Source organism: Streptomyces sp. NPDC004031 (assembly GCF_053604375.1).
The window spans coordinates 141,013-154,374 of record NZ_JBSGHL010000009.1 but is presented as its reverse complement, the minus strand read 5'-3'; the positions used below and the strand labels follow the sequence as shown (position 1 = coordinate 154,374).

The window sequence follows — 13,362 nt, the reverse complement described above, 5'->3', positions numbered from 1 at the left end:
TTGTATACCGTGAGGACGATCACCCTTGGCATTCCATTCATCGTCCTGTCATGTTGGCACCACGAGTCCCCCACCAGTTCACCTCCCGTTCATGAACGGTCCGTACGGTCGGCTCGCCACTGTCCGATCGAACGATTGCCTGGGTCCATGGAACACATGACGCTCCTGATCGGAATCGTCATCGCCACCGCTCTCGCGTTCGATTTCACGAACGGTTTCCACGACACCGCGAACGCGATGGCCACGACCATCTCGACCGGCGCCCTCAAGCCCAAGACGGCGGTGGCCATGTCCGCCGCGCTGAACCTCGTCGGGGCCTTCCTGTCCGTCGAGGTCGCCAAGACCATCTCCGGCGGCATCATCGACGAGTCCGCCGGTGTCAGACCGCAGATGATCTTCGCGGCGCTGGTCGGCGCGATCGTCTGGAACATGCTGACCTGGCTGGCCGGGCTGCCCTCCAGTTCCTCGCACGCGCTGTTCGGCGGACTGATCGGCGCGACACTGGTCGCGGTCGGACGGCACGGCGTGCACGGCGACGCCGTGGTCATGAAGGTCCTGATACCGGCGCTCGCCGCCCCCTTCGTGGCGGGCCTCGCCGCCTTCGCCGCGACGCGGCTGAGCTACCGGCTGGACCGCAAGGCCGACCCGCGGGCGACGGCGAAGGGCTACCGCGCCGGGCAGATCGCCTCGGCCGGGCTCGTCTCGCTCGCGCACGGCACCAACGACGCGCAGAAGACGATGGGCGTGATCACCCTCGCGCTCATCACCGGCGGTGTCGTCGCCCCGCACTCCGACCCGCCGCTGTGGGTCATCGTCTCGGCGGGCGCGGCCATCGCGCTGGGCACGTACATCGGCGGCTGGCGGATCATCCGCACGATGGGCAAGGGCCTCACCGACATCCAGCCGCAGCAGGGCTTCGCGGCGCAGACCGGCGCCGCCGCCACCATCCTGGCCTCCTCGCACCTGGGCTTCGCGCTGTCCACCACGCAGGTGTGCTCCGGCTCGGTCATGGGCGCGGGGCTGGGCCGCAGCGGCGCGGTGGTGCGCTGGAGCACCGCGGGGCGGATGGTCGCCGCGTGGGCGCTGACGCTCCCCGCGGCCGGGCTGGTCGGCGCGGGCGCCGCGCTGCTGGCCGACCAGGGCAACTGGGGTGTGGCCGCGGTCGCCGTGCTCGGACTCGCGGTGTGCGCAGCGATCCGTACGGCGGCGCGCCGCAGGCCCGTCACGCACGCCAACGTCAACGACGAGGTCGGCGGTGACACCGCCGGTGCCGCCGAGCCGCAGGGCGCGGTCACCGCGGCCATCGCCGCCGTGATCCCGCCGCCGGCCGGCAGCCCGGCACCCGCCCCCACCGCGACGTTCTGACCCCGGTCCGAAGGAGCCCTCATGAGCATCGACTGGCACGCCCTCGGCACTGTCCTGGTCGTCACCCTGCTGTCCACCGTCGGCCTGGTCGGCGTCTTCACCCTCGGCGTGGTCGGTCTGTCCCGGCCCGCGGCCGGCCCCGGCGGCGTGGCCGCGCGCGGCGTCGCGTACGTGTGCTTCGCCGCGTGCGCGGCGGCGGTCGCGTGGGGCATCTGGCTCATCGTCGCCAAGTAGCGGCCCCTGCCCGCCGGCGCCGTCCGGCTCTCCTCCGCGGCGGCGGGGTGTGGACCTCACCACACTCCGTCGCCGCAGGTCAGGGGCAGGTTGACGCGGTCATTGCGGCCGTGGTGGACTGCCGGATGCCATAACGGCGGCAGGAGAGGAAGTCCGGTGCGAATCCGGCGCGGTCCCGCCACTGTCACCGGGGAGTGCACTCCCGAACCCGTACGTCACGGCCGGTTCACCGGCTGGAAGACCCGGGAGTGCGTAGATCCGGGAGCCAGGAGACTCTCACCGCCGGTCACGTCGAACCAGGGCGCGGACCCTGAGTGAGGACAACAGCCATGCCCGGCGCCACTCCCCCACCCCCTCCCACCGCCACCGCCCCGCGAGGTGTGACGGCGGTCTGAGCCATGCGTGCCGACCGCACCTACGCGTACGGCGCCGCACTCGGCTTCCTCGGCGATCTCGTCGCGGGCGACCCGCGCCGCGGCCACCCGGTCGCGGCCTTCGGGCGCGCGGCGGGAGCGCTGGAGCGCCGGCTGTGGCGCGACGACCGGCTCGCCGGCGCCCTGTACACGGCGCTGTGCGCCGGGGCCGCCGCCTCCGCCGCGTCGCTCGCCGCGCGTGCCGCCCGCCGCTCCCCCGCGGCCTCCACCGCGCTGGCCGCGGCCTGCACCTGGGCGGTCCTCGGCGGCACCTCGCTGGCGCGCGAGGCGCGCGCGATCGGCGCCGCGCTGGAGGCCGGGGACCTCGACGCGGCGCGCGCCCGGCTGCCGCACCTGTGCGGGCGCGACCCGCAGCACCTGGACGCCGCCGGGATCGCCCGCGCGGTCGTCGAGTCCGTCGCCGAGAACACCTCGGACGCGGTCGTCGGCGCCCTGGTGTGGGGCGCGGCCGCAGGTCCCGCCGGGCTCGCCGGTTTCCGCGCCGCCAACACGCTGGACGCGATGGTGGGCCACCGCTCCCCGCGCCACCTGCGGTTCGGCTGGGCCTCGGCCCGGCTCGACGACGTGGTGGGGTGGCCCGGCGCCCGCCTCACCGCGGCGCTCGCCGTCCTCGCGGGCCCGCACCCGCGCGACGCCCGGCGCACCTGGCGGCGTGACGCCGCCGCCCACCCGAGCCCCAACGCGGGCCCGGTGGAGGCCGCCTTCGCCGGTGCCCTCCGTGTCCGGCTGGGCGGCACCCTCTCCTACGCGGGCCGCACTGAGCACCGCGCGGTGCTGGGTGCCGAGTTCCCGCCCCCGGCGGTGGCGGACATCGAACGAGCGATCACCCTGTCCCGCCGGGTGTCGGCGCTGGCCCTCGCGGTGAGCGTGCTGCCGTCGCTGCTGACCGGTGCCGGCGGCGGCGACGGCCCGCCGTCCGGCCGTCGCCGCCGGGGGGAGGCGTCGTGAGGGGCCTCATGGTCGCCGGGACCGCGTCCGACGCGGGCAAGAGCGTGGTCACCGCGGGGATCTGCCGCTTCCTGGTGCGGCAGGGCCTGCGGGTCGCCCCGTTCAAGGGGCAGAACATGTCGCTCAACTCCTTCGTCACGCGGGACGGCGCGGAGATCGGACGGGCGCAGGCCGTGCAGGCACAGGCGGCGCGGGTGGAGCCGTCCGCGCTGATGAACCCGGTGCTGCTCAAGCCGGGCGGCGACCGCAGCAGCCAGGTGGTGCTGCTGGGGAAGCCGGTGGGCGAGATGTCGGCCCGCGGCTACCACGGTGACGGCGGTTTCCAGGGCGGGTTGGTGGACGTCGTCGCCGACTGCCTGGCGCAGCTGGGGCGTTCGTACGACGCGGTGATCTGCGAGGGCGCCGGGAGTCCCGCGGAGATCAACCTGCGGCGTACCGACATCGTCAACCTGGGCCTGGCGCGCCGCGCGGGGCTGCCCGCGCTGCTGGTGGGCGACATCGACCGGGGCGGCGTCTTCGCCGCGTTCTTCGGCACGACCGCGCTGCTGCCGCCCGAGGAGCAGGCACTCGTCGCGGGCTACGTGGTGAACAAGTTCCGCGGGGACGTGACGCTGCTGGAGCCGGGCCTGGAGATGCTGCGCGGGCTGACCGGCCGCCCGACGCTGGGCGTGCTGCCGTACGCGCGCGGCCTGGACATCGACGAGGAGGACGGTCTGCACGTCCGCGAGCACGCGGCGGGCGAGCCGTACGGGCGCGAGACGCTGCGGGTCGCGGTGGTGCCGCTGCCGCTGATGTCGAACTTCACGGACCTGGACGCGCTCGCCGCCGAGCCCGGTGTGGAGGTGCGCTTCACCGACCGGCCCGCGGACGTGGCCGCCGCCGACCTGGTGGTGCTGCCGGGCACCCGCGGCACCGTGCGGGCGCTGGAGTGGCTGCGCGGGCGGGGCCTGGCGGCGGCGGTGGAGCGCCGCGCGGCGGCGGGCCGCCCGGTGCTGGGCATCTGCGGCGGCTTCCAGATCCTCGCCGAACGCATCGAGGACGACGTCGAGTCGAAGGCCGGTACGGTCCGCGGCCTCGGGCTGCTGCCCGCCCGGATCCGCTTCGCCGCCGCCAAGACGCTGGCCCGGCCCGCCGGTTCGGCGTACGGCGAGCCCGTCGAGGGCTACGAGATCCACCACGGGGTGGCCGAACTCGGCGCCGGGGGCGAGCCGTTCCTCGACGGGCTGCGGGTGGGCGCGGTGTGGGGCACGCACTGGCACGGCTCGCTCGAATCCGACGGCTTCCGCCGGGCCTTCCTGCGCGAGCTCGCGCACGTCGCGGGCCGCTCCTTCGTGCCCGCGCCGGACACCGACTTCGCGGCGCTGCGCGAGGCGCAGCTCGACCGGCTCGCCGACCTGGTCGCCGAGCACCTGGACACCGCCGCGCTGCTGCGGCTCATCGAGGACGGCGCTCCGGCCGGCCTCCCCTTCGTCCCACCGGGGGCACCATGACGACCGTTCTGCTGCTGTCCACCGCCGACACCGACCTGCTCGCGGCCCGCGCCGCCACCGGCGGGGCGGCCGACTACCGCATCGCCAACCCCTCCCGGGTGGATCCGGACACCGCTCTTCCCGGGCTGCTCGCGGGCGCCGACCTCGTCGTGGTGCGGCTGCTGGGCGGGCGCCGGGCGTGGGAGGAGGGACTCGCGGTCGTCGCCGCGTCCGGGGTGCCGTCGGTGCTGCTGGGCGGCGAGAGCGTGCCGGACGCGGAGCTGATGGCGCTCTCGACGGTGCCCGCGGGCGTCGTCGCGGAGGCGCTGCGCTACCTCGTGGAGGGCGGCCCGGCGAACCTGGCGGAGCTGGCGCGCTTCCTGTCCGACACGGTGCTGATGAGCGGCGAGGGCTTTGAACCGCCGCGCGCCATGCCGCAGTTCGGGGTGCACGGGGAGGACGGCGGGCACGACCCGGCGCGCCCCACGGTGGCGGTGCTCTTCTACCGGGCGCACGAACTGTCCGGCAACACCGCCTTCGTGGACACCCTGTGCGCGGCGGTCGAGGCGCGCGGCGCCAACGCCCTGCCGATGTACTGCGGTTCGCTGCGCGGCGCGGATCCGGCGCTCTTCGCGCTGCTGGGCCGGGCGGACGCGATCGTGGCGACGGTGCTGGCGTCCGGCGGCACGGTCGCGGCGGACGCGTCGGCGGGCGGTGACGACGAGGCGTGGGACATCGGCGCGCTCGCCGGGCTCGACGTGCCCGTACTCCAGGGCCTGTGCCTGACCTCCTCGCGCAAGGCGTGGCAGGAGTCGGACGCGGCGCTGTCGCCGATGGACGCGGCGATGCAGGTGGCGATCCCGGAGTTCGACGGGCGGCTGATCACCGTGCCGTTCTCGTTCAAGGAGAGCGGCGAGGGCGATGTGCCGGTGTACGTCGCCGATCCGGAGCGGGCCGCGCGGGTCGCGGGCATCGCCGTCCGGTACGCGGCCCTGCGGCACGTCCCGAACGCGGACAAGAAGATCGCGCTGGTCTTCACCGCCTACCCGACCAAGCACTCCCGGGTCGGCAACGCGGTGGGCCTGGACACCCCCGCCTCCGCCGTGCGGCTGCTCGGGGAACTGCGGGCGGCCGGTTACGACACCGGTGAACACCCCGAGGACGGGGACGAGTTGATCCACCGGCTGATCGCCGCCGGCGGGCACGACGTGGAGTGGCTGACCGAGGAGCAGCTCGCCGCCGCCCCGGCCCGGGTGCCGCTCGCCGACTACCGCGGCTGGTTCGCCCGGCTGGACGAGGGCCTGCGCGCGTCGATGCTGGAGCACTGGGGCGAACCGCCGGGCTCGCTCTACGTGGACGGCGACGACATCGTGCTGGCGTCGCTGCGCTTCGGCAACGTGGTGGTGCTCATCCAGCCGCCGCGCGGCTTCGGGGAGAACCCGATCGCGATCTACCACGACCCCGACATGCCGCCGTCGCACCACTACCTGGCCGCGTACCGCTGGCTCGACCACACCTTCGGCGCCGACGCGATCGTGCACCTGGGCAAGCACGGCACGCTGGAGTGGCTGCCCGGCAAGGGCCTCGGCCTGTCCGCGGGGTGCGCGCCGGACGCGGTGCTCGGCGAGATCCCGCTCGTCTACCCCTTCATCGTCAACGACCCGGGCGAGGGCACGCAGGCCAAGCGGCGCGGCCACGCGACCGTCGTGGACCACCTGGTGCCGCCGATGGCGCGCGCGGACAGCTACGGCGACCTCGCCAAGCTGGAGCAGCTCCTCGACGAGTACGCCCTGGTGAACGATCTCGACCCGGCGAAGGCCCCGGCGATCCGCGGCCGGATCTGGGAACTGGTGCGGGCCGCCGAGCTGCACCGCGACCTGCACATCGACGAGCAGCCCGGCGAGGACGACTTCGACGACTTCGTGCTGCACGTCGACGGCTGGCTGTGCGAGATCAAGGACGTCCAGATCCGCGACGGCCTGCACATCCTGGGCGCGGGCCCGCTCGCCGAGGCGCGCGTCAACCTCGTGCTGGCGGTGCTGCGTTCGGCCCAGGTGTGGGGCGGCAGGGGCGGCGCGCTGCCGGGCCTGCGGGCCGCGCTCGCCGAGCACGTCGGGCTGGTGGAGAAGGAGTTGCTGGCCGCGCCCGGCGAACCCCTCGCCGTACCGGCCGCGTTGACGTCCCTCGCGGACGGCCCGGCGCGTACCGCGTCCGACGCGGTGGACCTGCTGGAGCAGGTCGCGCGGCGGCTCGCCGAGACGATGGAGGCACGCGGCTGGGCACCGCAGGCCGCGGCCGCGACCGTACGCGAGGTGCTGGGCGCCGAAGTCCCGGCAGCAGTGCGGGTGCTGGACTTCGCCGCCACCGAGGTCGTGCCGCGGCTGGAGCGCACCAGTGACGAGCTGGGCCACATCCTGCGGGCGCTGCGCGGCGGTTACGTGCCCGCGGGCCCCTCCGGCTCCCCTACCCGCGGCCTGGTCAACGTGCTGCCGACCGGGCGGAACTTCTACTCCGTCGACCCCAAGGCGATCCCGTCCCGGCTGTCGTGGGACGTCGGCTCCGCGCTCGCCGAGTCGCTGCTCGCCCGGCATCTCGCCGACCACGGCGCCTACCCGAAGTCGGTGGGCCTGACGGTGTGGGGCACCTCCTGCATGCGCACGCAAGGGGACGACATCGCGGAGATCCTCGCGCTGCTGGGCTGCCGCCCGGTGTGGGACGACGCCTCGCGCCGCGTCACCGGCTTCGAGGTCGTCCCGGCCGCCGAGCTGGGCCGCCCGCGCATCGACGTCACCGTGCGCATCTCGGGCTTCTTCCGCGACGCCTTCCCGCACGTCGTCGCGCTCGTGGACGACGCGGTGCGGACGGTCGCCGAACTCGACGAGGACGCCGACGCCAACTACGTCCGCGCGCACGCCGACGAGGACACCGCCGCGCACGGCGACCGGCGGCGCGCCACCGCCCGCATCTTCGGTTCCAAGCCCGGCGCGTACGGCGCGGGCCTGCTGCCGCTCATCGACGCCCGCAACTGGCGCTCCGACGCCGACCTCGCCGAGGTCTACGCGGTGTGGGGCGGCTACGCGTACGGCCGCGGCCTCGACGGGCGCGCCGCGCGCGGCGACATGGAGGCCGCCTTCCGGCGCATCCAGGTGGCCGCGAAGAACGTCGACACGCGCGAGCACGACCTCGTCGACGCCGACGACTACTTCCAGTACCACGGCGGCATGGTCGCGATGGTCCGCCACCTCACCGGCACCTCCCCCGAGGCGTACGTCGGCGACAGCGCCCTCACCGACCAGATCCGCACCCGCACGCTCGGCGAGGAGACCCACCGCGTCTTCCGCGCCCGCGTCGTCAACCCCCGCTGGATGGCGGCGATGCGGCGGCACGGCTACAAGGGCGCCTTCGAGATGGCCGCCACCGTCGACTACCTGTTCGGGTACGACGCGACGGCGGGCGTCGTGGACGACTGGATGTACGAGCGGCTCGCCGCGGAATACGTCTTCGACGCGGAGAACGCGGACTTCATGCGGAAGTCCAACCCGTGGGCGCTGCGCGGGATTTCGGAGCGGCTGCTCGAAGCGGCGGACCGGGGCCTGTGGGCGGCCCCGGATCCGGAGACGCTCGCGCGTCTGCGCGAGACCTACCTCGCTCTGGAGGGCGACCTGGAAGGCGGCGAGGCATGAGCGCGTCCACCGCTCCCGGCGGCGCGGCCGCCCGCCGCGGGGGCACCCACCGTTCCCGGGTGCGGGTCCCTGCCTGCGGTGGGACAACCGGTGTGTCCCGTTGCGGGCCGTCGTCCCGCCCGGCCGGGGGTCCCCCCGGCGCGGGCAGGGGGAGGGCGGGCGCGAGGGACCCTCGCCCGGCGACGGCGAGCACCACCGCGGCAGGCTGCCGCGACCAGGCGGAGGAGGAAGCGTGACGTACCCGTTCAGTGCCCTCGTGGGACAGGAAGAGCTGCGGCTCGCCCTCGTGCTCAACGCCGTCTCGCCCGCGGTGGGCGGCGTGCTGGTGCGCGGCGAGAAGGGGACCGCCAAGTCGACCGCCGTGCGGGCGATGACCGCACTGCTGCCCGCCGTCCGCGTCGTCCCCGGCTGCCGCTTCTCGTGCGAGCCGGGCGCCGCCGATCCCGCGTGCCCGGACGGCCCGCACCCGGCGGACGGGGGCGCCCTGGAGCGCCCCGCGCGGCTGGTGGAGCTGCCGGTCGGCGCGTCGGAGGACCGCCTCGTCGGCGCCCTCGACCTCGAACGCGCGCTGGCCGAAGGGGTGAAGGCCTTCGAGCCGGGCCTGCTCGCGGCCGCGCACCGCGGCATCCTCTACGTCGACGAGGTCAACCTGCTGCACGACCACCTGGTCGATCTGCTGCTGGACGCCGCCGCGATGGGCGCAAGCCACGTCGAGCGCGAGGGCGTGTCCGTCACGCACGCCGCCCGCTTCCTGCTCGTCGGCACCATGAACCCCGAAGAGGGCGAGCTGCGCCCGCAGTTGCTGGACCGGTTCGGCCTGACCGTCGAGGTCGCGGCGTCCCGCGACACCGACGAGCGGGTGGAGGTCGTCCGGCGGCGGCTCGCGTACGACGCCGACCCCGCCGGTTTCGCCGCCGGTTGGGCGGCGCGGGAGCAGGAGGTCCGCGAACGCATCGCGGCCGCACGGGCGTTGCTGCCCGAGGTACGGCTCGGGGACTCCGCGCTGCGGCAGATCGCGGCCACCTGCGCGGCCTTCGAGGTCGACGGCATGCGCGCCGACATCGTGATGGCCCGCACCGCGACCGCGCTCGCCGCGTGGGCGGGCCGCACGGTCGTCCTCGCCGAGGACATCCGCCAGGCGGCGCTGCTCGCACTGCCGCACCGGCGCCGCCGCAACCCCTTCGACGCACCCGGCCTGGACGAGGACACCCTCGACCAGGCACTCGCCGAGGCCGCCGCGCAGTCCGAGCCGGATCCGGAGGCGGACCCCGACGCGGACCCGGACGACCCGGACGACCCGGACGACCCGGACCCCGACGGCAACGGCCCCGGTGGAGGCGGCGGCATCCCCCCGCAGCCCGCCGACGGCCCGCCCGACGCCGCGGACGCCGCCGACTCCCCCGCGCAGAGCCCCGCCGCCCCCGGCTCCGGCGCCCCCGACGCCGAGGGCGCCCCCGCCCCCGGCTCCCCCCGCGAACAGCCCGCGGCCGCCACCGAGACGCCCTTCCGGGTACGGCCGCTGACCGTGCCCGGCCTCGGTGAGGGCGCGGCCGGCCGCCGCTCCCGCGCCCGTACCGCGCACGGCCGTACGACCGGCGCGCGGCGCCCGCGCGGCGCCCTCGGCAAGGTGCACCTGGCCGCGACCGTGCAGGCCGCGGCGCCCCACCAGCGGGCGCGTGGGCGCCGCGGCCCCGGGATCGTGGTGCGCGCCGACGATCTGCGCGAGGCCGTGCGCGAGGGCCGGGAGGGCAATCTCGTGCTCTTCGCCGTCGACGCATCCGGCTCCATGGCGGCCCGGCAGCGGATGTCGGCGGTCAAGGGCGCGGTGCTGTCGCTGCTGCTGGACGCCTACCAGCGGCGCGACAAGGTCGGCCTGGTCACCTTCCGCGGCAAGGACGCCGAGCTGGCGCTGCCCCCGACGTCGTCGGTGGACGCGGGCGCCGCGCGGCTGGAGCGGCTGCCCACCGGCGGCCGCACCCCGCTCGCCGCGGGCCTGCTGAAGGCGCACGACGTGCTGCGCGTCGAGCGGCTGCGCGACCCGGCGCGGCGCGCGCTGCTCGTCGTCGTCACGGACGGGCGGGCCACCGGCGGTCCCGAGCCGCTCGCGCACGCCGCGCGGGCCGCCCGGCTGCTGGCGGCGACGGGGACGGCCGCGGTCGTCGTGGACTGCGAGTCCGGTCCGGTCCGCCTCGGGCTCGCGGGCACCCTCGCCGCCGACCTCGGCGGGGTCGCCGTGACCCTCGGCGAACTGCGGGCCGACACGATGTCGTCCCTGGTCAAGGACTTCCGGAGGGCCGCGTAATGCCGCAGGGACAGCCCGCTTCCGTACCCGACGACGGCCTGACGACACGGCAGCGCCGCAACCGCCCGCTGACGATCGTGCACACCGGCACGGGCAAGGGGAAGTCGACGGCCGCCTTCGGGCTCGCGCTGCGCGCGTGGAATCAGGGCTGGCCGGTGGGTGTCTTCCAGTTCGTGAAGTCCGCGAAGTGGCGGGTCGGCGAGGAGCGCGCGCTGCGCGTCCTCGGCGCCTCCGGCGAGGGCGGCACGGTGGCCTGGCACAAGATGGGCGAGGGCTGGTCGTGGGTGCAGCGCTCGCTCGACAGCAGCGAGGAGGCCGCCCGGGAGGGCTGGGAGCAGGTCAAGCGCGACCTGGCCGCGCAGACGTACCGGCTGTACGTGCTGGACGAGTTCGCGTACCCGATGACGTGGGGCTGGGTCGACACCGCCGAGGTCGTCGCGGTGCTGCGCGAGCGGCCCGGCACCCAGCATGTCGTGATCACCGGTCGCAACGCCCCCGCCGAACTGGTGGCCGCCGCCGACCTCGTCACCGACATGACCAAGGTCAAGCACCCCATGGACGCGGGACAGAAGGGCCAGAGGGGCATCGAGTGGTAGCCCGTCTCGTCGTCGCCGCGCCCGCGTCCGGATCCGGCAAGACCACGGTCGCGACCGGCCTGATGGCCGCGTACGCCGCCGCCGGTCACACCGTCTCCCCGCACAAGGTCGGCCCCGACTACATCGACCCCGGCTACCACGCGCTCGCCACCGGGCGCCCCGGCCGCAACCTCGACCCCTTCCTGTGCGGCGAACACCGCGTCGCCCCGCTCCTCCGGCACGCCGCGCAAGGCTGCGACCTCGCGGTCGTCGAGGGCGTCATGGGCCTGTTCGACGGCGCCGCGGGGCGCGGGGAGCTGGGCTCCACCGCGCAGGTCGCGACGCTGCTGCGGGCACCCGTCGTGCTCGTCGTCGACGCGTCCGCCCAGGCCCGCTCGGTGGCCGCGCTCGTGCACGGCTTCACGACGTTCGACCCGCGGGTGCGGGTGGGGGCGGTCGTCCTCAACAAGGTGGCTTCGCCACGGCACGAGCGGATGCTGCGGGACGCGCTGGAGGAGGCGGGCGTCCCGTGCGCGGGCGCGCTGCCGCGCGGGGCGGAACTCGCGGTGCCGTCCCGGCACCTGGGGCTCGTGCCCGCCGCCGAGCGCGACGGTGCCGCCCGCGCGTTCGTCCGCGCGGCGGCGGCGCGGGTGCGCGAGGCGTGCGACCTCGACATGCTGCTCGCGCTGGCGCGCACGGCCCCGCGGCTCACGGCGGAGCCGTGGGACGCGGCAGCCGAGGTCGCCCTCTCCCGCACCCGGGGCTCCGCCCCGGACCCCGCTCCTCAATCGCCGGAGGGGCTTGATTCTGCCGCGGGCGGAGGCCAATTCCAGCCCGTCCGGCAATCCACCCGGCGATCCGTGACCGAGGCTCCGGGCGGGGACGAATTCCAGCCCGTCCGGCGTTTGAGGACCGGGGTTCGGGGCGGAGCCCCGGGCGGGGTCCGGGGTGGCACCCCGGTTTCGGGAAGGGGCGGGTCAGGGGCAGAACCCACCCGCGCCCGCCCCGTCGTCGCCGTCGCCCGCGGAGCGGCCTTCAGCTTCTCCTACGCCGAGCAGGCGGAACTGCTCCGCGCCGCCGGAGCGGACGTCGTCAGCCTCGACCCGCTCACCGACGAAGCCCTCCCCGAAGGCACCCGCGGCCTCGTCCTCGGCGGCGGCTTCCCGGAGGTCTACGCGGCGGAGCTGTCCGCCAACTCCGCCCTCCGCAGCGAGATCACCCGCTTCCGCGGCCCCGTCGCCGCGGAGTGCGCGGGCCTGCTCTACCTCGCCCGTGACCTCGACGGCCACCCCATGTGCGGCCGCCTGCCCGCCTCCGCCGCGATGACCGGCACGCTCACGCTGGGCTACCGCGAGGCCGTCGCGCTGGACGGCGACAGCGTGCTCGCCGCGGCGGGCACCCGCGTGCGCGGGCACGAGTTCCACCGCACGGCGGTGACCCCGGCGGCGGGGGCCGCCCCCGCGTGGGGCTTCACGCACCCCGAGCGCCGTACCGAGGGCTTCGTGGACGGCGCCGTGCACGCCTCCTACCTGCATCTGCACTGGGCCGGCGAGCCGTCGCTCGCGACCCGTTTCGTCGAGAGGTGTGCCGCATGAACGGCAAGCTTTTGACCGGCGTCGGGGTCGGCCCCGGCGATCCGGAGCTGGTCACGGTCAAGGGCGTGGGCGCGCTGCGCGCCGCGGGCGCGGTGGTGGTGCCGGTGATGGACACCGGCGAGACCGGCCGCGCCGAGGCGACGGTGCTGCACTACGTGGACCCCGCGCGCGTCGTCCCTGTCGTCTTCGCGCTGAACGAGCGCGCCGACCGGGCCCGCCGGGAGGCCGCGTGGGACGCGGCGGGCGAGCGTGTCGCGGACCTGCTCCGTACACACGGCACGGTCGCGTTCGCGACGATCGGCGACCCCAACGTCTACTCGACGTTCACCTACCTCGCCCAGACCGTCGCGGCCCTCGTCCCCGGACTGACGGTCGCGACCGTCCCCGGTGTCACGGCGATGCAGGATCTCGCCGCGCGCAGCGGAGCGGTCCTCACCGAGGGGACGGAGCCGCTGACGCTGGTCCCGGTGACGGCGGGCGCCGCCGTGCTCAAGGCGGCGCTGGAGGGCCCCGGCACGGTCGTGGCCTACAAGTTCGGCCGTCTGGCCGCCGAGGTCGCGGCGGCCCTCGCCGCCACCGGTCGCACCGCCGACGCGGTGTGGGGCAGCGCGCTGGGCCTGCCCGGGGAGTCCATCCGCCCCGCGGCGGAACTGGCCGACGGCGGCCCGCTGCCGTACCTGTCGACCCTGATCGCCCCCGCCCGGCGGGACGCACGAGGAGGAAAGCTGTGAACGGCGCGGTGCGGGGCGCGGTGGTC

At 75.6% G+C, this 13,362-nt stretch carries 9 protein-coding genes and 1 riboswitch; all 9 genes read left to right on the top strand.

Annotation, left to right across the window (positions count from 1 at the left end; genetic code table 11):
• Nucleotides 1-147: 147 nt before the first annotated feature.
• Nucleotides 148-1,365: an anion permease gene (locus ACWERV_RS08230; protein ID WP_452930292.1), complete on the top strand. Its 1,218-nt coding sequence runs from the start codon at nucleotides 148-150 to the stop codon at nucleotides 1,363-1,365.
• A 21-nt stretch (nucleotides 1,366-1,386) separates the two neighbouring features.
• On the top strand, nucleotides 1,387-1,599 hold the full coding sequence (locus ACWERV_RS08225) for a hypothetical protein (RefSeq protein WP_452930290.1): 213 nt from the start codon (nucleotides 1,387-1,389) through the stop codon (nucleotides 1,597-1,599).
• A 97-nt stretch (nucleotides 1,600-1,696) separates the two neighbouring features.
• Nucleotides 1,697-1,894: riboswitch (cobalamin riboswitch) on the top strand.
• A 103-nt stretch (nucleotides 1,895-1,997) separates the two neighbouring features.
• Nucleotides 1,998-2,981: a cobalamin biosynthesis protein gene (locus ACWERV_RS08220; protein ID WP_452930287.1), complete on the top strand. Its 984-nt coding sequence runs from the start codon at nucleotides 1,998-2,000 to the stop codon at nucleotides 2,979-2,981.
• 8 nt (nucleotides 2,982-2,989) lie between these two features.
• Nucleotides 2,990-4,471: a cobyric acid synthase gene (locus tag ACWERV_RS08215; RefSeq protein WP_452930350.1), complete on the top strand. Its 1,482-nt coding sequence runs from the start codon at nucleotides 2,990-2,992 to the stop codon at nucleotides 4,469-4,471.
• Nucleotides 4,468-8,133 (top strand): cobaltochelatase subunit CobN, encoded by a 3,666-nt coding sequence (gene cobN / locus ACWERV_RS08210; RefSeq protein ID WP_452930284.1) that lies wholly within the window; start codon nucleotides 4,468-4,470, stop codon nucleotides 8,131-8,133. The genes ACWERV_RS08215 and cobN overlap by 4 nt, the downstream gene beginning before the upstream one ends.
• 232 nt (nucleotides 8,134-8,365) lie before the next feature.
• Entirely contained in the window at nucleotides 8,366-10,435 is a 2,070-nt protein-coding gene (locus ACWERV_RS08205) for a putative cobaltochelatase (RefSeq protein WP_452930282.1), read from the top strand.
• A complete protein-coding gene (gene cobO / locus ACWERV_RS08200) occupies nucleotides 10,435-11,031 on the top strand; it encodes a cob(I)yrinic acid a,c-diamide adenosyltransferase (RefSeq protein WP_398187557.1) in 597 nt (198 codons plus the stop codon). Before ACWERV_RS08205 ends, cobO begins: the two co-directional genes overlap by 1 nt.
• Nucleotides 11,025-12,605 (top strand): cobyrinate a,c-diamide synthase, encoded by a 1,581-nt coding sequence (locus ACWERV_RS08195; RefSeq protein ID WP_452930279.1) that lies wholly within the window; start codon nucleotides 11,025-11,027, stop codon nucleotides 12,603-12,605. Before cobO ends, ACWERV_RS08195 begins: the two co-directional genes overlap by 7 nt.
• Nucleotides 12,602-13,336: a precorrin-2 C(20)-methyltransferase gene (gene cobI, locus ACWERV_RS08190; RefSeq protein ID WP_452930276.1), complete on the top strand. Its 735-nt coding sequence runs from the start codon at nucleotides 12,602-12,604 to the stop codon at nucleotides 13,334-13,336. The genes ACWERV_RS08195 and cobI overlap by 4 nt, the downstream gene beginning before the upstream one ends.
• Nucleotides 13,337-13,362: the final 26 nt, after the last annotated feature.